The 25,501-nt window shown below is 70.4% G+C and carries 24 protein-coding genes, 1 tRNA gene and 1 riboswitch; of the genes, 6 read left to right on the top strand and 19 right to left on the bottom strand.

Annotation, left to right across the window (positions count from 1 at the left end):
- The first annotated feature begins 20 nt into the window (after positions 1-20).
- Positions 21-641: a histidine phosphatase family protein gene (locus AC1DS4_RS03070; protein ID WP_477612972.1), complete on the top strand. Its 621-nt coding sequence runs from the start codon at positions 21-23 to the stop codon at positions 639-641.
- Between the two features lie 69 nt (positions 642-710).
- On the opposite strand, the gene AC1DS4_RS03075 is transcribed toward AC1DS4_RS03070, so the two are convergent.
- From AC1DS4_RS03075 to AC1DS4_RS03085, 3 genes are all read right to left on the bottom strand, one after another.
- Positions 711-1,346: an RES family NAD+ phosphorylase gene (locus AC1DS4_RS03075; RefSeq protein WP_477612973.1), complete on the bottom strand. Its 636-nt coding sequence runs from the start codon at positions 1,344-1,346 to the stop codon at positions 711-713.
- Positions 1,343-1,888 carry a hypothetical protein gene (locus tag AC1DS4_RS03080; protein WP_477645986.1) on the bottom strand — a complete coding sequence of 182 codons (546 nt, stop codon included), beginning with the start codon at positions 1,886-1,888 and terminating at the stop codon, positions 1,343-1,345. The genes AC1DS4_RS03075 and AC1DS4_RS03080 overlap by 4 nt, the downstream gene beginning before the upstream one ends.
- Positions 1,889-2,066: 178 nt before the next feature.
- Positions 2,067-3,548, bottom strand: a complete 1,482-nt coding sequence (locus tag AC1DS4_RS03085; RefSeq protein WP_477612975.1) for a glutamate-cysteine ligase family protein — start codon at positions 3,546-3,548, stop codon at positions 2,067-2,069.
- A gap of 189 nt (positions 3,549-3,737) precedes the next feature.
- On the opposite strand from AC1DS4_RS03085, the gene AC1DS4_RS03090 reads away from it, so the two are divergent.
- Positions 3,738-4,922 (top strand): exonuclease SbcCD subunit D, encoded by a 1,185-nt coding sequence (locus AC1DS4_RS03090; RefSeq protein WP_477612976.1) that lies wholly within the window; start codon positions 3,738-3,740, stop codon positions 4,920-4,922.
- Positions 4,919-7,996 (top strand): AAA family ATPase, encoded by a 3,078-nt coding sequence (locus tag AC1DS4_RS03095; protein ID WP_477612977.1) that lies wholly within the window; start codon positions 4,919-4,921, stop codon positions 7,994-7,996. The genes AC1DS4_RS03090 and AC1DS4_RS03095 overlap by 4 nt, the downstream gene beginning before the upstream one ends.
- Positions 7,997-8,033: 37 nt before the next feature.
- On the opposite strand, the gene gcvP is transcribed toward AC1DS4_RS03095, so the two are convergent.
- The 10 genes from gcvP to clsA all read right to left on the bottom strand — a co-directional run bounded on the left by gcvP (position 8,034) and on the right by clsA (position 16,925).
- The gene (gene gcvP / locus AC1DS4_RS03100; RefSeq protein WP_477612978.1) at positions 8,034-10,916 is read right to left on the bottom strand and encodes an aminomethyl-transferring glycine dehydrogenase; all 2,883 of its coding nucleotides are present in this window, start codon (positions 10,914-10,916) and stop codon (positions 8,034-8,036) included.
- Between the two features lie 72 nt (positions 10,917-10,988).
- Positions 10,989-11,096: riboswitch (glycine riboswitch) on the bottom strand.
- Positions 11,097-11,167: 71 nt separating this feature from the next.
- Positions 11,168-11,758, bottom strand: coding sequence for a MerR family transcriptional regulator (locus AC1DS4_RS03105; protein ID WP_477612979.1), 591 nt, complete (start codon positions 11,756-11,758; stop codon positions 11,168-11,170).
- Between the two features lie 213 nt (positions 11,759-11,971).
- Entirely contained in the window at positions 11,972-12,469 is a 498-nt protein-coding gene (locus AC1DS4_RS03110; protein ID WP_477612980.1) for a bifunctional nuclease family protein, read from the bottom strand.
- 19 nt (positions 12,470-12,488) lie between these two features.
- Positions 12,489-13,217, bottom strand: a complete 729-nt coding sequence (ftsR, locus tag AC1DS4_RS03115; RefSeq protein WP_477636253.1) for a transcriptional regulator FtsR — start codon at positions 13,215-13,217, stop codon at positions 12,489-12,491.
- Positions 13,218-13,250: 33 nt separating this feature from the next.
- Positions 13,251-13,706, bottom strand: coding sequence for an FHA domain-containing protein (locus tag AC1DS4_RS03120; protein ID WP_477612982.1), 456 nt, complete (start codon positions 13,704-13,706; stop codon positions 13,251-13,253).
- Between the two features lie 110 nt (positions 13,707-13,816).
- Positions 13,817-14,203: a glycine cleavage system protein GcvH gene (gcvH, locus tag AC1DS4_RS03125; RefSeq protein ID WP_477612983.1), complete on the bottom strand. Its 387-nt coding sequence runs from the start codon at positions 14,201-14,203 to the stop codon at positions 13,817-13,819.
- A 73-nt stretch (positions 14,204-14,276) separates the two neighbouring features.
- Positions 14,277-14,972, bottom strand: coding sequence for a DUF881 domain-containing protein (locus AC1DS4_RS03130; protein WP_477612984.1), 696 nt, complete (start codon positions 14,970-14,972; stop codon positions 14,277-14,279).
- 50 nt (positions 14,973-15,022) lie between these two features.
- Positions 15,023-15,355 carry a small basic family protein gene (locus tag AC1DS4_RS03135; RefSeq protein WP_056920954.1) on the bottom strand — a complete coding sequence of 111 codons (333 nt, stop codon included), beginning with the start codon at positions 15,353-15,355 and terminating at the stop codon, positions 15,023-15,025.
- On the bottom strand, positions 15,352-16,344 hold the full coding sequence (locus AC1DS4_RS03140) for a DUF881 domain-containing protein (RefSeq protein ID WP_477645987.1): 993 nt from the start codon (positions 16,342-16,344) through the stop codon (positions 15,352-15,354). The genes AC1DS4_RS03135 and AC1DS4_RS03140 overlap by 4 nt, the downstream gene beginning before the upstream one ends.
- On the bottom strand, positions 16,341-16,925 hold the full coding sequence (gene clsA, locus AC1DS4_RS03145) for a cardiolipin synthase ClsA (protein WP_477612986.1): 585 nt from the start codon (positions 16,923-16,925) through the stop codon (positions 16,341-16,343). The genes AC1DS4_RS03140 and clsA overlap by 4 nt, the downstream gene beginning before the upstream one ends.
- A gap of 86 nt (positions 16,926-17,011) precedes the next feature.
- Between clsA and AC1DS4_RS03150 the strand changes: the two genes are divergently transcribed.
- A complete protein-coding gene (locus AC1DS4_RS03150) occupies positions 17,012-18,169 on the top strand; it encodes a MalY/PatB family protein (protein WP_477632178.1) in 1,158 nt (385 codons plus the stop codon).
- Positions 18,170-18,206: 37 nt separating this feature from the next.
- On the opposite strand, the gene AC1DS4_RS03155 is transcribed toward AC1DS4_RS03150, so the two are convergent.
- Together AC1DS4_RS03155 and AC1DS4_RS03160 are read right to left on the bottom strand one after the other, a co-directional pair.
- Positions 18,207-18,656 (bottom strand): YdeI/OmpD-associated family protein, encoded by a 450-nt coding sequence (locus tag AC1DS4_RS03155; protein ID WP_477612988.1) that lies wholly within the window; start codon positions 18,654-18,656, stop codon positions 18,207-18,209.
- A gap of 28 nt (positions 18,657-18,684) precedes the next feature.
- A complete protein-coding gene (locus tag AC1DS4_RS03160; protein WP_477612989.1) occupies positions 18,685-20,250 on the bottom strand; it encodes a glycosyltransferase family 2 protein in 1,566 nt (521 codons plus the stop codon).
- Positions 20,251-20,324: 74 nt separating this feature from the next.
- On the opposite strand from AC1DS4_RS03160, the gene AC1DS4_RS03165 reads away from it, so the two are divergent.
- Positions 20,325-20,993, top strand: a complete 669-nt coding sequence (locus tag AC1DS4_RS03165; RefSeq protein ID WP_477612990.1) for a DUF2461 domain-containing protein — start codon at positions 20,325-20,327, stop codon at positions 20,991-20,993.
- Positions 20,990-21,757 carry a class I SAM-dependent methyltransferase gene (locus tag AC1DS4_RS03170; RefSeq protein ID WP_477612991.1) on the top strand — a complete coding sequence of 256 codons (768 nt, stop codon included), beginning with the start codon at positions 20,990-20,992 and terminating at the stop codon, positions 21,755-21,757. Before AC1DS4_RS03165 ends, AC1DS4_RS03170 begins: the two co-directional genes overlap by 4 nt.
- A 53-nt stretch (positions 21,758-21,810) precedes the next feature.
- Here AC1DS4_RS03170 and AC1DS4_RS03175 read toward each other — a convergent pair whose 3' ends face one another.
- The 4 genes from AC1DS4_RS03175 to cmk form a co-directional block, all read right to left on the bottom strand.
- Positions 21,811-22,791: an NAD(P)-dependent alcohol dehydrogenase gene (locus AC1DS4_RS03175; protein WP_477612992.1), complete on the bottom strand. Its 981-nt coding sequence runs from the start codon at positions 22,789-22,791 to the stop codon at positions 21,811-21,813.
- Between the two features lie 178 nt (positions 22,792-22,969).
- Positions 22,970-23,043: transfer RNA gene (locus AC1DS4_RS03180), tRNA-Pro, on the bottom strand.
- Positions 23,044-23,145: 102 nt separating this feature from the next.
- Entirely contained in the window at positions 23,146-24,603 is a 1,458-nt protein-coding gene (der, locus tag AC1DS4_RS03185) for a ribosome biogenesis GTPase Der (protein ID WP_477612993.1), read from the bottom strand.
- Positions 24,604-24,751: 148 nt separating this feature from the next.
- Positions 24,752-25,456, bottom strand: a complete 705-nt coding sequence (cmk, locus tag AC1DS4_RS03190; RefSeq protein WP_477632179.1) for a (d)CMP kinase — start codon at positions 25,454-25,456, stop codon at positions 24,752-24,754.
- Between the last annotated feature and the right edge of the window lie 45 nt (positions 25,457-25,501).

Raw genomic sequence — 25,501 nt, forward strand, 5'->3', positions numbered from 1 at the left:
CACTCTGTCATGCTTGCTCCGTGACCTCTGCGCCAGCGCCACCGGCCGGCCGCCTCGTCCTGCTGCGGCACGGCGAGACCGAGTGGTCGAAGTCCGGGCGGCACACCGGACGGACCGACATCCCGCTCACGTCGCACGGCGAGGAGCTGGCCCGGCAGTCGGGGAGGCTCGTCGCCGACTACGACTTCGTGCTGGCCCTCAGCTCCTCGTTGCAGCGAGCGCGGCGCACCGCCGAGCTCGCCGGTCTGACGCCCGAGGTGGACGACGACCTGCTCGAGTGGGACTACGGCGGCTACGAAGGGCTGACGACGGCCCAGATCCGCGAGCAGCTCGGCTACGACTGGACCGTGTTCCGCGACGGCGTGCCGACTGGGGACACCCCTGGCGAGACCGTGGAGGAGGTCGCCGCCCGCGCCTCACGCGTCGTCAAGCGCGCCATGGCCGCGATGGCGGAGGGCGACGTGGCCCTGGTCGGGCACGGCCACTGCCTGCGGGTGCTGGCCAGCGTCTTCCTGCGCCAGGAGCCGCGGCTCGGCGCTCAGCTCCTGCTCGACGCCGGTTCGGTCAGCGTGCTGCAGTTCGACCGCGAGCAGCCCGCCATCCGGGTCTGGAACCACGGCCCGGCCGTCGCCGGCCACTGACGACACGGACGGCACCCACCGCACAGACGGCAGCGACGGCCTTGACGACGGTTGACGACCGGCGCCGGGTCAGTCGCGCGTGGTGCGAGTCCGCGGTGGCCGCACGACGGTGAGGTCAGCACGTCGCGGAGTCGGCAACGACGTCGGCGCCCCGGGAACCTGTTGCGCCGGAAGGGGGTCGGGGTCGACCGGCCAGTCCGCCGCCCCGGCGGCGTCGAAGAGGGCAAGGGCACTGGAGTCGCCCGGGGTGAAGCGCGGCCCGTACTTCACTCCCCCACTACCCGCCTCGTCCAAGGCGCGCGCCCAAGCCTGTGGCACGGCATACGGAACCATCGACTCCAGCTCGCGGGTGACGCCGAACGGCGCTGCTCGACCATCCTGCACATCGGCAACCTCGCGGGCCGCCGTGAGCCGCAACCGCGACACGACGGACGCCTCCAGCAGGCCCTCGGGCACCGCCTGTGAGCCACCCAGGACAGGGCCCAGGCGTTCGCGGAGGGCGCTGAGAGGGTCGAGGGCGACGTAGCACGTGCCGCGCGGTGGGGACAGGTCGAACCGCCCGCTGCCGTCGTTGCCGAACCACCACGGCCCCAGGTCCACGCCGTGGGCACGGAACAGGTCGGTGTCGGTGTCCACGCGGTGGGCCGGGAAGCCGGCCAAGGCCGCCGGGGGCGGTCCTTGCGCGGGGCGCTCGCGTGATGTCACGCGGCCCACTGGGACGCGTCGGCGACCGCGGCCGAAGCCACTCTGGACACGGCCGTCGGTGAGGACCGGTGCACGACGAGGTAGTCGACCGCGCTGTGCCCGTCGAAAACTGCTGACGGTGTCGTGAGCCACGCGCCGATCGACCAGCCGTCCGCTCCCCTGCGGCTGAAGGCACCCACCGCGTCCTGGATCCCGGGGCGGACGGCTCCGTTGCGCCCGAACTGCAGCGAGGGATAGAGGAGGTGACCGTCGACGGTGCGGCAGGCGAGCACCGTCCCCCGCCGGATCCTGTCGAACAGGGCCTGGCGCGAGATGCCCAGCCAAGCCACCAGCCCGGCGGTGTCGTAGAACGGGCCCAGGGGCTGGTCGAGCGGGTGCACGGTGGGCAGGGCCGCGAGCATCCGGKCGGCCAGGTCCTGGACGTCCCCGAGGTCGAGGCGGCGTCCCTGGGCCGCGAGCTCGGCGGCCCGCAGCTCGATCCTCGTGCGCACCGCCTCAGTGAGCGCGTCCACCTCTGTCGTGGTGCGGGTGCGTGGTGCCATCCGGTGCCTCCCGGTGCGTCAAGGGCGTCAAGGTCTCAGACACCACCATAGCGTCCCGGCACGACAGCCCGAGGCCCTGGCCCCCGAGGCGCAGGTATGCCGCGTGGCTGGCCCCGCGGCATACCTCACCGATGGGCTCCGGACCCTGCCGTGGGCAGGCCGATGGTCGGGCCGATGGTCAGGGCAACGGCCAGGTGTGCACCGGCTCGTTGCTGTGCATGTGCTTGGCGTAGAGGCGCAGCATCTCGGCCAGGGCCGTCTGGCGGTCCATTCCCGCTCGCTCGAAGCGCTCGACGGCATCGGTCTGCCAGGTGGCGCCGTTGGTGCTCGTCTTGCAGCGGCCCTCGATGACCGAGAGGTAGCGGTCGCGCACCGCCTCGGAGACGCCCCAGTCCGCGAGCCCCTCGTGCGCCATCGGCAACAGGTGGCGCAGCACCAGCTCCTCGGCGCGCACCTCTCCGAAACCCGGCCAGTAGAGCCGTGACTCGATGCCGTCGCGAGCCGCGTTGTGGAAGTTCTGCTCCGCGGCGGCGAAGCTCATCTTGCTCCAGATCGGCCGGTCGTCGGAGGCGAGCTTGCGGATGACGCCGTAGTAGAAGGCGGCGTTGGCCAGGACGTCGACCAGCGTGGGGCCGGCCGGCAGGACGCGGTTCTCGACACGGAGGTGCGGGGTGCCGTTGACGACGTCGTAGATCGGCCGGTTCCAGCGGTAGACGGTGCCGTTGTGCAGCCGCAGCTCGGCCAGGTTGGGCGCCTCGCCGGCCGCGAGCTTGGCCACCGGGTCCTCGTCGCTGACCTCCGCCAGGAGTGCCGGGAAGTAGCGGACGTTCTCCTCGAAGAGGTCGAAGATCGAGGTGATCCACCGCTCGCCGAAGAAGACCCGGGGACGGACTGCCTGGTTCTTCAGCTCGATGCTGCGCGTGTCGGTGGCCTGGCTGAACAGCTCGATGCGAGTCTCGGCGTGCAGCCGCTTGCCGAAGAAGTAGGGCGAGTTGGCGGCCAGCGCGATCTGGGGCGCGACGAGGGCCTGGGCGGCGTTCCAGTGTCCGGCGAAGTCCTGCGGCGCGACCTGCAGGTGCAGCTGCACGCTCGTGCAGGCCGACTCTGGGGCGATCGAGTCGCAGTAGGTGGCTATCCGCTCCCCCGTCGGGCCCTCGATGTCGAGGTAGATGTCCTCGCCGCGGGCGTAGAAGATCGAGTCGTTGAGCGCGGTGTAGCGGTTGTTGGCGCTGATCCAGTCACCCTCGAAGTGCTCGGGCATGATCGTTGGCAGGATCCCGACGGCGACGATGTGGGCACCACGCTTCTCCGCCGCGGCGCTGGCCGCGTTGAGCGAGGCCCGCATCTCGTCCTCGAGCTCGATGGCCGAGTCGCCCGGCAGCGGACGTGGCGGGACGTTGAGCTCGATGTTGTACTGCGCGAGCTCGGTCTGGTATCCGGGGTCGGCGATCGCCTCGAGCACCTCGGCGTTGGCGAACTTCGGCTGGTATGCGTCGTCGACGAGGTTGAGCTCTATCTCCATCCCGGTCATCGGCCGGTCGAACTCGAACTGGCTGGTCGCCAGCATCCGTTCGAAGACGTCGAGGTTCTGGCGCACCTTCTCGCGATAACGCTGGCGCTGCTCGCGCGTGTAGCTCTGCGCGTTGACCTCTTCGCCCACGGCACCTCCTGGGTGTGGCAGCTGGGATGTCCTCCCCGAGCGGGGAGGACCCAACGCCCTGATGACCTGACGCTGTCAGACCTAACTCGGTGATGAGCTAACTCTGTGATGACCTAACTCTGTGATGACCTAACCACGTGCAGGGCGCGCCTGCCAACGGCTGTCGGTGCGCACTCCTAGCCTGCAGGTGTGCGGTTCCTCCACACCTCCGACTGGCACCTGGGGCGTTCGTTCCACCAGGTGGGGCTGCTCGGCGCCCAGGCCAGCTTCGTCGACCACCTGGTGGAGACGGTCCGCGCCGAGGGGATCGACGCAGTGCTGGTGTCCGGCGACGTCTACGACCGCGCCCTGCCCTCGCCCGACACCGTGGACCTGCTCTCGCAGGCGGTCACCCGGTTGATCGACGCCGGGTCCGCGGTGGTCCTGTCCAGCGGCAATCACGACTCGGCCATCCGGTTGGGGTTCGCCAGCGACCTGCTGGCGCGCTCCGGGCTGCACATCCGCACCGCGGCGCAGTCGATCGGCGTGCCCGTCGTCGTCGGCGACGTCGCTGTCTACCCCGTGCCCTACCTCGAGCCCGCCGTGGCGGCAGAGCCGTTGGGCGCCGGTGAGCGATCGCACGCAGGCGTGCTGCGGGCTGCGATGGCCAGGGTGGAGGCCGACCGGGCCCTGCGGGGCGGGCGCTCGATAGTCATGGCGCACGCGTTCGTGACCGGCGGGGCGACCAGTGACTCCGAACGTGACATCTCCGTGGGTGGTGTGTCCGCGGTGCACCCGAGGATCTTCGCTGGCACCGACTACGTCGCCCTCGGCCACCTGCACGGGCGACAGCAGATCGGCGACAGGGTGCGCTACAGCGGGTCCCCCGTGGCGCTGTCCTTCAGCGAGGCCACCCAGACCAAGGGTTACTGGTTGGTCGACGTCGGCGAGTCGGGAGTCCAGGTCGAGGCGGTGGACGCGCCCGTCGAACGTTCGCTGGCCGTCCTGCGCGGTGACATCGACAGCCTGCTCACCGATCCAGCGCACACGACCGCCGAGCGCGCCTGGTGCCAGGTCACCCTGACCGACCCGGTTCGTCCGTTGGGCGCGATGGAGCAGCTCCGGCGACGGTTTCCCCACACGCTCGTCCTGCAGTTCGATCCGCAGGGCGCTCCCGTGTCGGTGCGCAGCTATGCCCAGCGGACCATGGCCGAGTCCGACCTCGACGTCTGCTGCTCCTTCCTGACCCACGTCCGCGGCGGCCACGGCCCCACCCAGGACGAGCAGGCCGTGCTCGCGTCGGCTGTCGAGGCGGTCCGCGTCGGTCGTGCCGGTCACGAGGACGAGGGGCAGCTGCCGCTGCGCTTGCCATCAGCGCGAGAGGGGGCGGCGTGAGGCTGCATCGCCTCGAGGTCACGGCCTTCGGGCCGTTCGCCGGCACGGTGGAGGTGGATCTCGACGCCGTCTCCGCCGGGGGCTTGTTCCTCATCCGGGGCGCCACCGGCGCTGGGAAGACCAGCCTGCTGGACGCGGTCGCGTTCGCGCTCTATGCCGACGTCCCCGGGGCGCGCTCCAAGAAGCAGCTGCACAGCGACCACGCCGAACGCGGCACGGTTCCCTCGGTCACCCTGGAGTTCACCGCCACCGGGCGGCGCCTCAAGATCGAGCGCTCACCCGAGTTCCACCGGCCCAAGTCGCGTGGCCGTGGCGAGACCAAGGTCCAGGCCAAGGCCGTTCTCTGGGAGCACCGCGGCGGTCAGTGGGTGGCCCTCAGCACCCGGCACGACGAAATCGCCGACGTCGTCAAGGACGTGCTCGGCATGGGGCTCGAGCAGTTCAGCAAGGTCGTCCTGCTGCCGCAGGGCGACTTTGCCGCGTTCCTGCGTGCCACGCCTGAGGAGCGCCGCGAGCTGCTCCAGCGGCTGTTCGACGTGTCGGCCTTCGCCGGCATCGAGGAGTGGTTCGCCGCGCAGCGCAAGGAGTCCGCCACGCTCGTCGCCGAGCACCGCTCCGCGCTGAACTCGGATCTCGCCGTGCTGGCCGACGTGCTCGCCGATGCTCCGGCGGTCGATGGCGGCTCGCGCAACTGGTCCGACCTGCCGCTCACCGAGCTCCCGTCGGCGCTCGAGGCAGCCAGGAAGTCCCTCGATGCCGGGTCGACGGCGCGGCTGGCGGCCGTCGACGCCACCCGGCTCTCCGACGCGGCCGCGACGACTGCACACGCCACCGCCAGCGAGACGGCGGCGCGGCGGCGGCGCGGGTTGGCCGCGCGGTCCGCCTTGGCGGCACTCGAGGCCGAGCACGACGCCCACGACGCGAGAATCGCCCGCCTCGAGCTCGGCGAGCGAGCGGCTTCCGTCGAGGGTGATCTCAAGGCACTGGGGCGGGTCACGACGGCCCTGCAGTCGGCACGGGACCTCGCGACCTCCACGGAGCCGGGTGTTGCGCGCTGGGCACTGACAGGACGCGCGCAGACAGCCGTCGACCTCCTCGTCGACCGTCTCGACGCCGCTCGCGACGCCCTCGCCACCGCAGCGCGGGTACACACCTCGCTGAAGGCGCGCGAGGCAACCCGCGAGCGGCTCGCGAAGACGCTGTGGTCAGCCGAGCAGGGAGTCGAGCGGTCCACCACGGCGCTGTCAGCCCACCAGGAGCGGGCAGCTCAGGCGACCGAGGCGCTGGAGACGGCCCAGCAGAGCGCGGCCAAGGTCGAGGCAGCCACGGCGCGGGTGGCCCACGGGTCCACCCTCCTCAAAGCCCGTACGGCGCTAGATGCGACGATCCACCAGCAGGTCGAAGCCGAGTCTGCGATCGGCATCCAGCGAACCCTCACCCAGGACCTGCGCGACGTCTACCAGGACCGCCGCCAGGCCAGGCTAGACGCGATGGCGGGCGAGCTGGCCAGCCGGCTCGAGCAGGCCCAGCCGTGCCCGGTCTGTGGATCGCCCGACCACCCGTCTCCAGCGCCCTCGGGCGACCTCGTCAGCGCCGAGGACGTCGCGGCGGCAGAGGACGCCTGGCAGTCATCAGCAGCGCAGCTCGGCGCCGCGGAGCGCATGGCCGCCGGCCTCGCGGCCACCGCCGCCCAGCTGCGCGAGCAGCTCGGCGACGAGGATCGTGACCAGGATGCCCTGGCCGCTGCCCTCGTCGACGCCAGGCAGGTCCTCGCCGAGCTGACCAGCTCGGCCGCGACGCTTGACCACGCGAGGGCGACCGTGGAGTCGGTCAATGCGGCCGTCGAGACCTTGACGGCTCAGCTGGCCGGCCTGCGGGCAGAAGCGGCCGCGGCCGCCTCTCGCATCGACGCGCTCGACACCGAGCTGGCGACGGAGCACTTGGCGCTGGTGAGCGCCGTGGCGGCCCACAGCGACTCGTGCCCGTGCGCCGAGCCGGGTCCGGCAGACCAGGACCTCATCGCGACCCTGGCTGACCCGGACCGGTTGGAGGCGACCACCACGCACCACGAGGCTGCGGTCGTCGCCGCAACGGCCCACGCAGCCAGCCTTCGCGAACTGTCCCGAGCGACTCGCGACCACGAGGATGTCGTTGAAGTGACGGGCGATTCGTTCCGCGCCGCGGGATTCTCCGATGCCGCCCAGGCACGAGTCGGACTGCTCCCGGCCGCCGAGGTGGCGCGTTTGCGAGTGGCGGTGGCGGCGCACGTCGAGGCTGCCCTGGTGGCGCGCACCACACTCGACGAGCCGGGCGTCCTCAGCGCGCTGGAGGCGCCGGTTCCCGATGTGGCCTCGCTGGCAGCAGCACGCGACGCGGCACACACGGCCTACACCGCTGCGGTGGCGGCTGACACGTTGGTGCGGCGCACGCTGGCCGGTCTGGAACGCGTCCGCGGCAGCCTCACACGTCGCTGTGCCCAGATCACGGAGGCCGAGTCACGGCACCACGTGCTTCGGGAGCTCGCCGACACCGTGGCAGGTACCAGCCCCAACAATGCTCTCCGGATGCGGTTGTCGGCGTTCGTGCTGGCCGCCCGGCTGGAAAAGGTCGCCACCCTCGCCAACGAGCGGTTGTCCGGCATGGGAGAGGGCCGCTACCAGCTGCGGCACACGGACCACCTCGCGGCCCGTGGCGCACGCAGCGGCCTCGGGCTCGAGGTGCTCGACCTGTGGACCGGGCAGGCGCGGGACACCTCGTCGCTGTCGGGCGGTGAGTCGTTCATGGCGTCGTTGGCGCTGGCGCTGGGACTGGCCGACGCCGTCCGCGAGGAGTCCGGTGGGTTCGACCTGCAGACCCTCTTCGTCGACGAGGGTTTCGGCACCCTCGACGACGAGAGCCTCGAGCAGGTCATGTCGGTGCTCGACGACCTTCGCGAGGGCGGCCGTGCCGTGGGGGTCGTGAGCCATGTCGCCGAGCTGCGCACCCGCATTCCCAGCCAGATCGTGGTTCGCAAGACCGAGCGCGGCTCGTCGGTGCAGGTGACCACCACCGACGAGGCCGCGCCCGCGGCCTAGCGAGCCAGGCTCAGGTCGCTCGGCTCTCGAATGCCTCTCAGCTCTCGAACGCCTCGGGCGGAGGGCAGCTGCAGACCAGGTTGCGGTCCCCGTAGGCACCGTCGATCCGAGCCACCGGAGGCCAGTACTTGTCGGCTGCCTCCACGCCTACCGGGAACGCTGCGGCGGAGCGCTCATACGGGTACTCCCACTTGCCAGCCAGGGCCTTGGCGGTGTGCGGAGCGTTGCGCAGCATGCTGTCGACGACGGCCACCTCACCGGACTCGACCTCGGCGATCTCGTGACGGATCGCGATCATCGCGTCACAGAAGCGGTCGATCTCGTAGCGGTCCTCGCTCTCGGTCGGCTCGACCATCAGGGTCCCCGCCACCGGGAAGGACATCGTCGGTGCGTGGAAGCCGTAGTCGATGAGCCGCTTGGCCACATCGTCCACGCTGACCCCGCTGCGCTTGGTGAGGTCGCGCAGGTCGAGGATGCACTCGTGGGCGACGACGCCGTCGTGGCCGGAGTAAAGGACCGGGTAGTGCTCGCGAAGCCGGGCGGCAATGTAGTTGGCGTTGAGCACGGCCACCTGCGTGGCGCGGGTCAGACCCGCACCGCCCATGAGGCGCACGTAGGCCCACGAGATGGGCAGGATGCTCGCCGAGCCGTAGGGCGCGGCAGAGATCGGGCCGACCCCCGTCTCCGGTCCGGCCTCGGCCGCCAGCGGGTGGTTGGGCAGGTGCGGCGCCAGGTGGGCGCGGACCGCCACCGGACCGACGCCCGGGCCGCCACCACCGTGGGGGATGCAGAACGTCTTGTGCAGGTTCAGGTGCGAGACGTCGGCGCCGAACTTGCCGGGTCGGGCCAGGCCCACCAGCGCGTTGAGGTTCGCCCCGTCGACGTAGACCTGACCACCCGCGTCGTGCACGAGGGCGCACAAGTCCGTGATGGTGTCCTCGAAGACGCCGTGCGTCGACGGGTAGGTCACCATGATGGCCGCGAGGTCATCGCGGTGCTGGTCGACCTTGGTCCGCAGGTCGTCCATGTCGATGTCACCGCCGGCGGCAGTCTTGACGACCACGACCTTCATGCCTGCCATCACCGCACTGGCGGCGTTGGTGCCATGGGCGCTGGCGGGGATCAGGCAGATGTCGCGCTGCGACTGACCGTTCGCCTCGTGGTAGGCGTGGATGGCCAGGAGCCCCGCGAACTCGCCCTGCGAACCCGCGTTGGGCTGCAGCGACACCGCGTCGTAGCCGGTGATCTCGCAGAGCCAGTCGGACAGCTCGGCGATCAGGTCGCGGATCCCCTCGGTCTGGTGAGCCGGTGCGAACGGGTGGAGGTGCGCGAACTCGGGCCACGTCACGGCGACCATCTCGGTGGTCGCGTTGAGCTTCATCGTGCACGAGCCCAGCGGGATCATGCCGCGGTCCAGCGCGAAGTCACGATCGGACAGTCGGCGCAGGTAGCGCAGCATGGAGGTCTCGCTGTGGTGGCTGCTGAAGACCGGGTGGGTGAGGTAGTCACTCGTCCGGACCAGGTGATCGGGCCACGAGAGCTCGGCGATGGTGACCTCGTTCGGTCCGGGAACGCCGAACGCGCTCCAGACGGCCTCGAGGTCGCGCAGGTCGGTGGTCTCGTCCATGCTGACCGACACGTGGTCGTCGTCGACGCGCCAGACGTTGACCCCGCGCTGGGCGGCTTCGCTGAGCACCTCGTCGGCTCGGCCGGGCACCGACACGGTGATCGTGTCGAAGAAGTTCGTCGTCACCACGTCGATGCCCGCAGTCGCCAGCCCGGCGGCCAGGGTCTCGGCGTGGCCGTGGACTCGCCGTGCGATCGCGGCCAGACCTGCGGGCCCGTGGTAGACGGCATACATCGAGGCCATCACGGCCAGGAGCACCTGGGCGGTGCAGATGTTGGAGGTCGCCTTCTCGCGGCGGATGTGCTGCTCGCGCGTCTGGAGGGCCAGCCGGTATGCCGGTGCCCCCTCGGTGTCGACGCTCACGCCGACGAGGCGGCCGGGCAGGGACCGCTCCAGGCCCGCTCGCACGCTCATGTAGCCCGCGTGGGGACCGCCGAAGCCCATGGGCACGCCGAAACGCTGGCTGGTGCCGACGGCGACGTCGGCGCCCCACTCCCCCGGCGCCGTGGCCAGGGTGAGCGCGAGCAGGTCCGCAGCGGCGGTCACGAGTGCGCCGGCGTCGTGGGCGGCGGAGGCCAGCGCGCGCCAGTCGCGCAGCTCGCCGTCGGCCCCGGGGTACTGCACGAGGACGCCGAAGACGGCGCGGTCGCCGGCTGCCGCGCGCAGCGCGTCGGCGCTGTCCACCGCGTCGAGGTCGGCCACGACGACGTGGAGGCCGAGCGGCTTCGCCCGGGTCTGCATCACCGCGAGCGTCTGGGGGAAGACGTGCCGGTCGACGACGAGCACGGCATCGGCGGCGACCTTGCTGGAGCGACGCATCAGCGTCATGGCCTCGGCCGCCGCGGTCCCCTCGTCGAGCAGCGATGCCCCGGACGTGGTCAGGCCGGTGAGGTCGCTGACGACCGTCTGGAAGTTCAGCAACGCCTCGAGCCTGCCCTGGGAGATCTCGGGCTGGTACGGCGTGTAGGCCGTGTACCAGGCGGGGTTCTCCAGGACGTTGCGCTGGATGACGGCCGGGGTGATCGTCCCGTAGTAGCCGAGCCCGATCATCGAGGTCATCACCTGGTTGCGCCGAGCCAGGGCGCGCAGCTCATCGACGACGGCCGCCTCGGACGCCGCTGGCTCCACGCGGAGCGGGCCATCGGTGCGGATCGCGGCAGGCAGGGCGTGGTCGACCAGCGCATCGAGGGAACTGTGCCGGACAGCCGCGAGCATGGCGTCGACATCGGCATCGGACGGGCCGATGTGGCGCCCGGCGAACTCGGGCAGGTCGGTGGTGAACTGGGCGGACATGAGGCTCCTGAAGCTCGGGGTGCTCGGATCGCCTCCCCTTCTGTCACGGCGCGGACGCCGCTCCAGAGGTGCCTGTCCCACGCGGTCCTGGCGCCTGAGAGGTTCCGGGGAGTTTGCCCCTTCGGCGCCCCGCCGTGCGACCCGTGAGGGTGCACGCGGGGACTCTCCCGCGCGGGATGTTCAGCGCAGCCAATCTACAACACTGCCGCCGCTCCCGAGGGAACGGCGGCACTGATGGACGTTCGGGCGAGTCAGGCCAAGCGGGCCGCGCGGCGCTCGCGCAGCTCGTCGCCGGGGTGGTCGGCGGGCACCTCATCGTCGGTGCGTTCGCTGGGCAGGGCGGCGAGCTCTCCCTCGACCTCGCGCCAGACGCGGCCGACGGCGATGCCGAAGACTCCCTGACCGCCCTGGACGAGGTCGATGACCTCGTCGGCGGACGTGCACTCGTAGACCGAGGCGCCGTCACTCATCAAGGTGATCTGGGCCAGGTCCTCCACACCGCGTTCGCGCAGGTGGTTGATCGCCACGCGGATCTGCTGGAGCGACACCCCGGTGTCGAGCAGGCGCTTGACGACCTTGAGGACGAGGATGTCGCGGAAGCCGTAGAGCCGCTGCGTGCCGGAGCCGGTGGCGCCACGCACGGACGGCTCGACCAAGCCGGTGCGGGCCCAGTAGTCGAGCTGGCGGTAGGTGATGCCGGCTGCCTTGCACGCGGTCGGACCGCGGTAGCCGATGTCGTCGCTCAGCTCAGGAAGGTCGTCCGTGAACAACAGCCCCTGTGCCGAAGCCGGCACGCTCGTGTGGCCGTGCTGAGCCTCGTTGCTCGGGTTCACAGCGCTCACCTCCTGGAAACTTCTACTGGATACCGCTGCGGGCAATGTCGAGGCGGTGTAGTTACACCGATCGCATTACGGGTCTGTGCCGAAGGTACGGCCGCGCGGAACCAAAGGTCAACAACCACTCGACCTTCGTGCTTCGGCGTGTCGCGGCCGCACGGCCTACTCTCGATGTTCAGTTGAGGGTCATGGTTGCGAGCACAAGAACGACGTTTGTACCTAGCCGGTTGTCCCGGTTTCATCCGGTTTGGTCTCGAAGTCTTCGGCCGAGACGTGGTCCAGGAACTCCCGGAACTTCTCGACCTCGTCGTCCTTGTCCTCCTCGCCGGACATCGCGACGCCTGCCTCCTCGAGCAGCGACTCCCCCGCGACGATCTGGGTGCCGGTACGCAGCGCCAGGGCGATGGCGTCGGACGAGCGCGAGGAGATCTCGGTGGTTCCGTCGAGGATCAGGGCTGCGTGGAAGACCCCGTCACGGAGCTCGACGATGCGCACCTCGGTGAGCCGGTGGCCCAGCCCTTCGATGACGTTCTTCATCAGGTCGTGGGTCAGCGGGCGGGGCGGCTCGATGCCCTGTTGCGCGTACGCGATCGCCGTGGCCTCCGCCGCACCGATCCAGATGGGCAGGTAGCGGTCGCCATCACGCTCGCGCAGCAGCACGATGGGGTGGTTGGTGGGCATCTCCACCCGGACGCCGAGGACCTCGAGCACCTTCACCGTTCCACCTTAACCCGGTTCAGCCGCGCTGGAGCCCGTCCCTCACGAGTGCCGTGTGCAAGGCGATGCACAGGCGTAGGACGTCACCGGTCGGATCGGTCGCGGGGCCACCGTGCGTCCCCTTCGTCGACGCCGAACGGTGGGGCGTCACGACCTGCTGGACCAGACCGATCTCGCGGTCGGCCGCGGTGCGGAACGGCCTCAGATGGCGAGGTTCGAGCCCGTATGCCGCCAGCTCGGCAGCCGCGTGAGCGACCGCGAGTGCCGCATCACCGAAGTGCCCCTGCGCGTCAGCGTGCAGGAGGCCGTAGTTCTCGAGCGCGTCGACCGTGTCGGCATCCAGCCCCGAGGACGTCGCCAGCTCGGCCCGGGTGAGTCGCAACGACCCGACCGACGTGAGCGCTTCCGCGCTCGGCACCTCAGGGTCCGCGCTCGGCGCCGGGACGGTGGGCCGCGGCATACCGGTGTCTGTGCGCTCGGGTGTCAGACCACGGTCCAGGGCATCCAGCGCCGCGGCGATCACCTTCAGCGGCCAGAAGTGGTCGCGCTGGGCGGTGAGGATGTAGCGCAGCCGGTCGAGGTCCTCCACCGTGTAGGTGCGGTAGCCCGACCCGGTGCGAGCCGGCGTGACCAGCCCCTCTGCCTCGAGGAAGCGGATCTTGGAGATCGTGACATCGGGAAAGTCCTGCTTGAGGGCAGCCAGGACCGCACCGATGGTCATGGTCTGTCGCGTCGTGCGAGCACTCACCAGGAGCCTGTGTTCCTTCTCTGGAAGGCTCGGTCAGGCCTTGCCGGCATAGAAGACGAGACGGAACTTGCCGATCTGGACCTCGTCGCCCGTCTGCAGGGTGGCCTCGTCGATCCGCTCGCGGTTGACGTAGGTGCCGTTGAGCGAGCCGACGTCGCGGACCACGAAGGTGTTGCCCTCACGCCGGAAGTTCGCGTGCTTGCGCGACACCGTCACGTCGTCGAGGAAGATGTCGCTGTCGGGGTGGCGCCCCGAGTTCACCTCGTCGTCGTCGAGGAGGAACCGGGCGCCGGTGTTGGGGCCACGAAGAACCACCAGCAGCGCGGTGCCGGGGCGCAGCGCGTCCACCGTGGCCTGGTCGGCCTTGCTGAGGGCGATCTCGATCTCGGCGCTGGTGTCGACCTGCTCGAGGTCGTGGATGCCGGGCAACCGCATCGTCGTCGGCTCGTGCGGGCGCGACGTCTGGTCGTCGTTCTCAGTGCCGTTCATCAGGTCCGCACTCCTCGTGGTGGTTCTGTCCGCCCCCTCTAGCAAAGCACAAACCCTAAGGGACGCCGGTGTCGTCTGCAGCGAAATGTGTGATCGGGCGCCCCCCCGGGTCAGAGGAGGGCCTGGTATGCCGCTGGGTCGAGCAGGGCTGCGACGGCTGCGTCGTCCGACGGGCGCAGCTCGTACATCCAGCCCTCACCATAGGGGTCGCTGTTGACCAGCTCTGGGGTGGCGTCGAGGGAGGCGTTGACTGCCGTCACCTCGCCGGCGAGCGGCGCGTACAGATCGCTGACCGACTTGGTCGACTCGACCTCGCCGCACGCGTCTCCCGCGGCTACCGTGTCACCCACCGTGGGGAGGCTGACATAGACGACGTCACCCAAGGAGTCCTGCGCGAACGAGGTGATCCCGATCCGCACCGTCCCGTCGTCGCCCGACCGCACCCACTCGTGCTCGGCCGTGTAACGCAGGTCCTGGGGGTACTCCAGCTCGCTCATGATGCTCCTCGGTGGATGGTGGTGGGACGGACCCGCCGGCGACTGCGGTGCCGGCGGGCCACGCTGATGCTGCTCAGGGTGACGGCGCCGGGACGGGCCGAGCGTAACGAGGCTCGCTCAGACTGTGCAATGCGGTGATGGCGACGTCGTCGGACTGGCGCACGGTGGGCAGCGCACCGTCCCCGCGGACCGACTCGCTGACGCCGCCCGGGATCTCCATCGCCGAGGCCATCGTCGCGCTGTCGCCGATGGCCTTGATGACGTAGGGCGGCGCGACGCGCTCCCCCCCGATCTCGATCGCACCGTCCACGTCGGCGAACCAGGTGTCGGCCACGACACGCACGTCCCCGATCTGGACCGCCTCGGCTCCGGCGTCGCGCAGCTCCTGGAGGGCGTCGAGCAGCCTGGCTGCGGTGACCTTGTGGTCAGGGTCGTTGATGGTGATGACGACGCCGGGACCGGTGGCCGGCGACGTGCCGGTGAGGATGCCCAGGGTGTCGAGCCGCTCCTGGGCCGACTTCAGTGCCTCCGCGCTGGAGTCGACGCCCGAGATCAGCCGGTCACGACTCACCTCGAGCTCGCGCGAGTCCGACGTCAGCCGGTCCTGCTCCTGGCTGACGTCGTCGAGGATGCGCACCAGCTCGTCCTCGCGCAGCTGTTCCAGGCCGCTCTGGTTGGTCTGCTGCACCTGGGTGGCGATGGCGAAGCCCAGCACGATCGCCAGGAGCGCCGCGAAGGCGTTCGCCCGGGTCGCCCGGGGCCGGGCCATCCGGATCAGGGTCCTCCACGACGAGTCCGGTGGCTCCGGACGGTCAGCACTCATGCCTTGAACAGGTGCCTGCGGATCGAGGCGACGTTGGAGAAGATCCGCACCCCGAGGACGACGACCACCCCCGTGCTGAGCTGCGAACCCACACCCAGCTGGTCACCCAGGAACACGATGAACGCGGCGACCACGACGTTGGCCAGGAACGACACGACGAACACCTTGTCGTTGAAGATGCCGTCGAGGACCGCACGGACCGCCCCGAAGACCGCGTCGAGCGCCGCGATCACCGCGATGGGCAGGTAGGGCTGCAGCGCGACGGGAACGTCGGGACCCCAGAGGAGTCCCACCAGCACGCCGCCGATCAGGCCGAGCAGGGGTATCACGGTGAACTCTCCGACGTGTACGGGGTGGACGAGCTGGAGGAGCTGGAGGAGCCGGACGAGCTGGACCCGGTCGGGGCCGGGGAGCCGCTCTTGGGCTTGGGGACCGTCGCCTCACGCACCGTGAGGGACGTGGCGGCGGGCAGGGTGAGCTTGTCCGCCGCGTCTATGGAAACACGGATGCCGTAGTTGTCCTTGAGGGCGCGCGCGTACGCACCGCCGTCGTTCTCCGCGAACTCCACCTGGAGGTCGCCGGGGTCGCCGATCACGCTGATCGTGTACGGCCTGGCCAGCGGGCGGTAGTTGACCAGGATCGCCTCACCCGCGAAGCGGATGGCGGACGTGGACGTCAGCCGCTGGCCGTTGACCGAGATCGCCTCGGCACCGGCCTCCCACAGACCGTTGACGACGATCTGAAGGTCCTTGGAGAAGACGACGCCATCGTCCTTCTTCCCGTCGGTGCGCGGGTTGCCGTCGGCGCTGGTGCCGCCACTGCCCGGCGCGTTGTCGAGCTGGACCGTGATCCCCGTGCCCGTGACGGACTGGGCACCCGAAGCCAGGGTGAGGGCCGCGAGCCGGGTCTGCAGCGACGACTCGTCCTGCCCGAGAGCCTGGGCCTGGAGCTTGTCGACCTCGGCCTGGACGGCGCGCAACGACGTCCCCTGCTTCTCGACCGCGGCCCGACGGGCCTCGATCTGGTTGACCAGGTTGGCCTTGGCCTTGATGGCGGACGACGACGGGGTGCGCAGCGCCACCGCTCCGAGGGTCAGCAGGAGTCCGGCCACCACCGCGGCGACGACGACGGTCGGGGTCCGCGTGCCGGTGCTCGGCGGCAGTCCGGCCGCCTCGCGCKCGGCGGCCGCGGCGGCATACCCGGGATCGAGCGGTCGCTCCATCATCGAGATGAGGAGCGTCATCGACTCGTCGGGGCGCCTGCCGGGTGTGGTGACCGGTGGCGGCTCGCCGCGGTGCGACGTGGGTCCGGGGTTCATCTCGCCGGCACCGTGTGTGCGGCGACCACCTGCCGGGCCTGCACGATGTACATGACCCCTGCGATCCAGTAGAGGACGGTGCCCCACCACGCGAACGCCCAGCCGATCGGCAGCGCCCACTCGGCGAAGGTGCTGGTGCCCTCGCCCAGGAGGAGCAGCGGGAAGGCGTAGAGCAGGTTGAACGTGGCCGCCTTGCCGACGAAGTGGACCGGCAGCCCGGTCTGGCCATAGCGACGGATCCGCCACAGCACCGCGGCGAGCAACACCTCGCGGCCGACGAGGGCGAGGACCAGCCACCAGGGGATGATCTCGCGCAACGCCAGGCCGAGCAGCGTCGTGGCGATGTAGAGCCGGTCTGCGAACGGGTCGAGCAGCTGGCCCAGCCGGGACTCGAGCCCGAAGCGACGCGCGATCTTGCCGTCGAGGTAGTCGCTGACGCCCGAGAGCATGAGCGTGACGAGGGCGATGACGTCGTGCTGGGCCAGGATCGCCCACAGGAAGATCGGCACCCCGACGAGTCGCAGGACGGACAGCACGTTGGGCAGGGTGAGCACCCGGTCGGAGACGACGGGCTCACTCACGAGCCTCCCCCGATCTCGCTCCCCCCGATCGTGTTGTGCTGGCACGCAGGCAGCCTAACTGCCAGCCCGTCGTAGAGTTCGCAGGCATGGGCAACCCGCTTGTCGACAACCCACTGCTCGGTCCCGGCCTCGATCGTCTCCGCGAGCGGCGCAGCGTCAAGTGGCGGCTCTACGACCCGGACATCCTCCCCCTCTGGGTCGCCGAGATGGACGTCGTGCCGGCCGAGCCGATCCAGCGCGCCGTGGTCGAGGCCATGCATCGCGGCGACACCGGCTACCCGTGGGCAGCGGACTACGCGGAGGCGTTGTCCTCCTTCGCCTCGGAGCGGTGGGCCTGGAAGCCGGACCCGACCACGATGCAGATCGTGCCCGACGTGATGCTCGGCGTGGTCGAGGTCCTCAAGCTGGTCACGGGTCCCGGTGACGCGGTCGTGGTCAACTCCCCCGTCTACCCGCCGTTCTTCGACTTCGTGAGGCACCTGGACCGTCGGGTGGTGCGGGCGCCCCTGGATGCCAACGGCCGGATCGACCTCGCGTCCCTGGAGCTGGGGCTCACGGAGGCGACGCGCGGCGGKGGCCGCGCGGCGTACCTGCTGTGCAACCCGCAGAACCCGACGGGCGCGGTGCACACGCCGGAGGAGCTCACGGCCGCACTCGACCTCGCGGAGTCGCTCGACGTGCGGGTCGTCGCCGACGAGATCCACGCCCCGGTGGTCCCCGCCGGCGCGAGCTTCACCTCGGTGGCCTCCCTGCCGGCGGGGTCGCGGTCGATCTCGGTCATGTCGGCCTCGAAGGCCTTCAACCTCGCCGGTCTCAAGGCCGCGATGGCCGTGCCGGGACCCGAAGCGGCCGCCGACCTGGCGCGCATGCCCGAGGAGGTGTCGCACGGAGCCAGCCACGTGGGGGTCATCGCGCACCGCGCCGCCTACCTGGAGGGCGGGGCCTGGCTGGACGCTCTGCTGAACGGGCTCGACCAGAACCGCCGCCTGTTGGCCGACCTGCTCGCGGAGCACCTGCCGGACGTCGGTTACCGCATCCCCGAGGGGACGTTCCTGGCCTGGCTGGACTTCAGTCGGCTCGGACTCGGCGACGACCCGGCTGCGGTGCTGCGCGAGCGGGCCCGGGTGGCACTGCACCCGGGGCCCGGCTTCGGCCAGGGAGGAGCCGGCTGTGCGCGTCTGAACTTCGGCACCTCACCCGACATCGTTCGCGAGGCCGTGCGCCGGATCGCCGCTTCGCTGTGAGCATCAGCCACCTGGCTCCGAGCCGTTGCCGCTCGCTCTAGGCGTTCGCCTTCGCCTGCAGCATCTCCACCGCCTTGTCGATGCGGCGACGGCGCGTCTCGGGTGTCTTGGCACCGTTGATCGCGTCCACGTGGGCCCGCTGGTGGCTGTAGGACTGCCGGGCGAAGGCTGCCTTCGCATCGGGGACCACCTCGAGCGCGGCCGCGAAGTCCTCCGGCACCTCGACCTCGCGAGGCGCCGTGTCGAGCTCGAGGGTCACCTCGACGACATCGCCGCCGCTGACCCCCGTGAGGGCGCGGTTCTCCGCGCTGACGCCGACCATGAACCTCCCACCCATCACGGCGACGCTGCTGCGGTAGGTCTTGCCGTTGATGGTGACGTTCACCTTGGGACGCTTGCCGCCACCGAGTCCCTCGACGACCTCCGGCGGCACCTCGATGCCCGTGGCCGTCCCGCCTCCCTGCTGCACCTGCGTGGTGAACTTCATGACCGCGAGGGTATGCCGCCGGGCAGCTTCAGGACAGCGTCCTGCGCACCCGCGCGGCAAGCTTCCGAGCCAGGCTCCTGCGGGCCGGAGACGGCGCCTTGGTGACCTTGAGCGCCAGGCGGCCACCTTTGGTGACGTAGGGGCTGATGACGACCCCCGCCTCGGTGAAGGGCTGCGGCACGTGTTCGGGGTCGATGCGCACCGCCACCCGGGAGTCGTACCCGAAGGCGGTGGTGCGTGCCTTGACGTCCCAGGTGCCGGGAGTGATCGGGCTCCCCAGGAGTGCGGTGGCGGGGGCAATCGTGGCCGACCCCTCCGCCGCCCAGACCAGCCCGTCACCGGAGTCGGTCAGTCCACCGCTGACCTGCGTCGGCTGGAACCACTCGGCGTTCGTCGAGCGATGCGTCAGGAGCAGCTCGACACCCGCGTCGTCCACGTCCGAGGTGACATCCAGGGCGCCCAGCGCAACGTCGTCCGACACCGGCGCCGAGGGCTCCATCAGGACCCGTCCCTGCTTCTCGCGGAAGGTCTGGGGGCCCGCGGCTCCCTCCAGCCGGACCCGCAACCGCAAGGCCAGGACTGCCCCGGTCTGCGTGGCCTCGAGGACCTCCGCCCTCGTGGTGACAGCGCTGTCGGCATCGACGTAGCGCAGGACCGCGTCCAGGTCGCCCGCGCGCACGAGCGCGGCCCGGACCCGATCGGCAGCCGCGAGTCCCGCATCGAGTGACTGGTCGAACCGCTCCGACATGACCGCCGTGATCGCCCCGAAGAACTCGCGCTGGTACTCCGCCGGCCAGGTGCGCAGCCCGTTGGCGCCGAACCTGTTGAGTACGACCGAGAGCTCCCACAAGCGGTAGGCGTCCTGGCGGACACGCTCCCCGTACGGCCACTTGTCGACGAGGTCGAGGACCTCGCGGACTGCGGCGAAGTACTCGGCCGGGTCCGGGTGTCGCATCGAGTTGTTCGTGTCGTGGATGACCCAGCGGTAGCACGGGTAGTCGGCGACCACGGACACCACCGGGTCGTGGACGAAGGCGGCCGCGAGCAGGTGGTGGTCCTCCAGGCGCCTGAGGTGCTCGGCGAACTTCACGTCGTGGTCGAGCAGGAACCGGGTCCTGAACATCTTGTGGGGCGTCAGGATGTCGATCACGTGGTCGTCGATCACGTGCGCGTGCGACACGTTGGCGCGGAACGACTCCAGTCCCATCGTGCGGGCACCCGTCCGAACCTCCTTTCCCAGCACCATGTCCGCGGCGTTGGCGTCGGCCGCAGCAAGCATGCGTTCGACCGCCTGGGGGTAGAGCAGGTCGTCGTGGTCCATGAAGAGGACGTAGTCGCCGCGGGCCACGGCGAGCCCCGTGTTGCGGGGACGGCTGGGCCACCCCGAGTTCGGGATCTCCAGGGCCGTGATCCAGTGCTCGCCGCCAAACGCCCGGACCCGCTCAGCGGTCTGGGCGTCGGTCGACCCGTCGTCGACGAGGATGAGCTCGAGGGCCTCCAGGCCCACGCTCTGGCGCCGGACGGACTCCACGGTGCGGTCCAGGTCCGGCCCGCTGTTGTAGGTGGCAATGACGACGCTGACACGAACGGGCATGTCCCAAGCCTCCCATCCTCGGACCGCCGTGCTCACCGGCCCCGAACCGGCCGGCGTGTGCCACAGTGGGCGCCATGGCTGACCGTGCGGGTTTCGAGGGCTTTCCGGCCTGGGGTGTGACCTTCTACCAGGAGCTCGAGGACAACAACACGAAGGAGTTCTGGGCGGCCAACAAGGCGCGGTGGGAACGCGACGTGCGGGAGCCGATGCTGGCACTGGTGGATGCTCTGGAGGACGAGTTCGGGCCGGCGAAGCTCTTCCGGCCCAACCGCGACGTCCGGTTCAGCGCGGACAAGTCGCCCTACAAGACCCACCAGGGCGCGATCGTGGGTCGGGGTGCCGGAGTGGGCTACTACGTGCAGCTCAGTGGGGACGGCCTCGCGGTCGGCGGTGGCTTCCGCACCCACTCCCCTGCGCAGACGCAGTCGTTTCGACGCGCGATAGCCGCGCAGGACACCGGCGAGGAGTTCGAGGGCATCGTGACCGGTCTCGCCCGGGCCGGTTTCGACCTGGAAGGCGACACTCTCAAGACCAGACCCAAGGGATTCGATGCCGACCATCCGCGGCTGGAGCTGTTGCGACGCAAGGAGATCATGGCCCTGAACCGCGTCGGTTCGCCTGACTGGTTGTCGAAACCCGCCGCTCTCGACCACGTGCGGTCGGCCTGGACGGCGATTCGCCCGCTCGCTGAGTGGGTCCTTTCCAACGTTCCCATGGAAGAGCCCCGCGGGAGGGGCAGATGAGCTTCCAGGTACCGGCGCAGGCCTACGGAAGCTTCATGGGGCGGTTCTCCGAGCCGCTGGCCGACCAGTTCGTCGAGGTCGGACGACTGGGCCACGGACAGCGCGCGCTGGATGTGGGGTGTGGCCCGGGCGCGCTCACCGCACGGCTGGTCACCGTCGTCGGCGAGTCCGGCGTCAGTGCCGTCGATCCCTCCGAACCTTTCGTGGCCGCCGCCAAGGAACGCTTTCCTGGTGTCGACGTCACGGTCGGTCACGCGGAGTCGCTGGCGTTCGGGGACGCCACCTTCGACGCGGCGCTGGCCCAGCTCGTGGTGCACTTCATGCGCGACCCGGTCGCCGGGCTTCGCGAGATGGCCCGAGTGACGCGGCCGGGAGGCGTGGTCGCGGCCGCCGTGTGGAACCACGCCGCCAGTGCCGGTCCCCTGTCGCTGTTCTGGGAAGCGGTCCGCGCCGTCGACCCCCAGGCGGAGGGAGAGGGTGACTTCGCGGGCGTGAGGGAGGGCGACCTCGCGAGGCTGTTCGGCGCCGCCGGGCTGGACGCGCTCGAGGAGTCGATCCTCACGGTGCAGGTCCCGTTCGATTCCTTCAACCAGTGGTGGGAGCCCTACACCCTGGGCGTGGGACCGGCGGGGCAGTACGTCCTGGGTCTGGACGACTCGCGTCGCGAGGCGCTGCGGGACGAGTGCCGACGCCGGGTGCCCGACGGAGCGTTCACCGTCGATGCGTCAGCCTGGTGCGTCGCCGCCACCGTCCCGACCGCCTGAGCGGCCGTCGCGAGCACCTGAACCACTGCCCTCCGGCAGAGACGGCGCCGGCATCACTCCGACGTCGTGCCGGGCACGACGCTGACGATGACGTTGCCGACCTTCTGGCCGCTGCCGGCATACCGGTGGGCCTCCACGATCTCGTCCAGCGCATAGCGGCGATCGACGAGCGGTCTGAGGGCGCCGGTCCCCAGGAGTCCGGCCAGCTCCTCGATCATCGCCTGGTTGTGGGTGGGGATGGGGAAGAGCGCCCGTTGGCCACGGCTCACCGGCGCGACAAGGGCGCGGCGGGGGTTCTGGAGCCACGGACCGAGCTCGGAGGAGACGTAGGTGCCGCGTGGCCCGAGGACTCGCCGGGCTGCGGTGAAGGTGCTCTTGCCCACCGCGTCGAGGACGAGGTCGAAGCGGTTCGCGTCGCGGGTGAAATCGTCAGCAGAGCAGTTGATGACCCGGTCGGCACCCAGCCTGCGCACGAGGTCGACGTGTTCGCCGAAGCAGACGGCGGTCACGACCGCACCCATGGCGCGAAGCAGCTGGACCGCGGCTGATCCGATCCCTCCTGTCGCGCCGTTGACCAGCACGCTGTCGCCGGCTCGCACCCGCGCAGCCCTGATCATGCCCATGGCGTAGTGCGCACCCTCGGTCCCTGCCGCGGCCTGCTCAAACAGGAGGCCGGGTGGCATCGGGGCGACCGAGGCGCGTTCCCCGACAACGAGGAGCTCGGCATGGGCGCCGAACGGGCCTTCCGTGTAGCCGAACACCCTGTCTCCCGTCGCGAACGCGGAGACGGAGCCACCCGTCCGGACCACGGTCCCCGCGAACTCGCACCCGAGGATCTTCGCCTTGGGACCGCGGATTCCGTAGACGGCCCGGGCCAGCATGGGCGTTCCCGCGCGGAAGGCGCAGTCGGTTCGGTTGACCGTCGTCGCGTGGACCTGGACCAGCAGATCATGTGGTCCAGGTCTGGGCGCCTCGACGTCGACCACGCGGACGACCTCCGGACCTCCGTACTCGGTGTAGACCGCGGCCTTCATGGGCCGACGGTAGCCCCATCGAGCGCATTGCCTCTGCCACGGTGACCGGAGGACATCGAGCTCGTGGCGGCTCCGTTCAGAGCCACCCGAATCGGCCAGCAGTCGTAGCACATCGAGGAACCTGGGCCGGGGCATGAAAACGGGGCCCGAAGTGTGTGGACAAGTCGGACCCCGTTAGTCGGGCTGACAGGATTTGAACCTGCGACCCCTTGACCCCCAGTCAAGTGCGCTACCAAGCTGCGCCACAGCCCGTGGCTTGCCCACGCAGAATCCAGCCGAAGCAGGACCGCGGGAGCGAACGAAACCTTAGCGCACGGCATACCTCCGCTTGAAATCGGTATGCCGTGCTGCCAGCTATCGGCGCTTGCGCTTCTCGCGGACCCGGACGGAGACCTCGATGGGGGTGCCCTCGAAACCGAACTCCTCACGCAACCGGCGCTCGAGGAAGCGGCGGTAGCCGGCCTCGATGAAGCCGGAGGCGAAGATCACGAACCGCGGCGGACGGGTGGAAGCCTGCGTCGCGAACAGGATTCGCGGCTGCTTGCCACCTCGCACGGGGTGCGGGTGGGCGGCCACGATCTCGCCGAAGAACGCGTTGAGCCGACCCGTGGGGACGCGGAAGTCCCACGACTCGAGGGCACGCTCCAACGCCGGCACGAGCTTCTCGACCGAACGCCCGGTCTTGGCGGAGATGTTGACCCGCGGCGCCCACGGCACCTGGACCAGCTCGCGCTCGATCTCGCGCTCGAGGTAGTGGCGACGCTCCTCGTCGAGCAGGTCCCACTTGTTGTAGGCCACCACGAGGGCGCGACCGGCGTCGATCACGTGCTGCACGACGCGGACGTCCTGCTCCGCGATGGACTGCTCGGCGTCGATGAGGACGACGGCCACCTCGGCCTTCTCGAGCGCGGTCTGGGTGCGCAACGAGGCGTAGAAGTCGGCGCCCCTGGCCTGGTGGACGCGACGGCGGATGCCGGCCGTGTCGACGAAGCGCCAGGTCTTGCCACCGAGCTCGATGAACTCGTCGACCGGGTCGCGCGTGGTGCCGGCGACGTTGTCGACGACGACGCGGTCCTCGCCGGCGAGCTTGTTGAGCAGGGAGGACTTGCCGACGTTGGGCCGACCGACCAGGGCGACCCGACGGGGGCCGCCGCGCTGGTACGCGTCGCCGTTGGCCGAGATCGAGGGCAGCACGTCGAGGACGGCGTCGAGCACGTCGCCACTGCCGCGACCGTGCAGTGCGGAGACGGGCCACGGTTGGCCGAGGCCAAGGTTCCATAGGGCGGCGGCGTCGGCTTCGGTGCGCTGGTCGTCGACCTTGTTGGCCACGAGGATGACCGGTTTGCCCGAACGGCGCAGCAGCTTGACCACTGCCTCGTCGTCGTCGGTCGCACCGACGGTGGCGTCCACGACGAACATCACCACGTCGGCCAGGTCGACGGCCACCTCGGCCTGCTCGGCGACGCGAAGGTGGATGCCGGTGGCGTCGATCTCCCAGCCACCGGTGTCGACGAGCGTGAACCGGCGACCGGTCCACTCCCCGTCATAGGCCACGCGGTCGCGGGTCACGCCGGGGACGTCCTCGACGACGGCCTCGCGCCGGCCGAGGATGCGGTTGACCAGGGTGGACTTGCCGACGTTCGGGCGACCCACGACGGCGACGACCGGCAGCGGACCGTCGACGACGGCATACCCGTCCTCGTCGTACTCGCCGTCGATGAGTGAGCGGTCCTCCTCACTGAGGTCGAACTCGTCCAGTCCGACGCGCAGGGCGCGCTCGACGGTGGAGTCGTCGGTCAGGTTCTCGCTCACTTCGGGGGTTCCTTGCGTTGTTCGTGGGGGCCGGACCGCGAGCAGGGTGCCGCGTGGCCGCCCACCATTGTCGCGCACATTTGAGGTCGGACCTACCAGGCCAGCCCCGCAGCCCGTGCCCCGGAACCAGTCCGGCGCCCGGCATCGGTCACGCGGGGACCTTGTCCGGCGCCTCGCTGCGCACCACGTCGAGCAGGGCCTGGACGCTCTGCTGGAAGTCCAGATCAGAGGTGTCGACCAGGGTCACGCCCTCGGCGGCCTCCATGAAGTCGGACACCGTGGAGTCGTCGGCATCACGGCGCACGATCTGGTCACGGGTCGCCTCGACGGCGTGGTCGGCTGCGTGGCCGTGCAGCTCCTTGGACCGCCGCCGCAGGCGCGCCTCGACGCTGGCCGTCAGCAGGATGCGCACGTCGGCGTCGGGTGCCACCACGGTGGTGATGTCGCGCCCCTCGGCCACGACTCCGCCGGTGCGGGTAGCGACCTGGTCGATGAGGTCGCGCTGGAGCTGCTGCAGGATCGGGCGCACCAGCGTGTTGGTGGCCACTGTGGAGACGGCCTCGCTCACGCGGGTCGTGCGGATGTCGCCCTCGATCTCGCGACCGCTCACGTGCACGCTCGGACTGGTCGGATCGGTGCCCATCTCCAGGGGGATCTCGCGAGTCGCCTGTGCCACGGCCTCCTGGTCGAGAAGGTCGACGCCCTCTTCCAGGCACCACCAGGTGACGGCGCGGTACATCGCACCCGTGTCGAGGTAGCCGACCCGCAGGGCCTCGGCCGCAGCGCGCGACACGCTGGACTTGCCGGAACCCGAGGGCCCGTCGACGGCAACGACGAGGTGCTTGCTGTTCATGACGGGCAAGCCTATGGGCCACCCGCCGTCCTCCGCGAAGTCGTT

It is taken from the genome of Pedococcus sp. P3_C7, assembly GCF_056402615.1.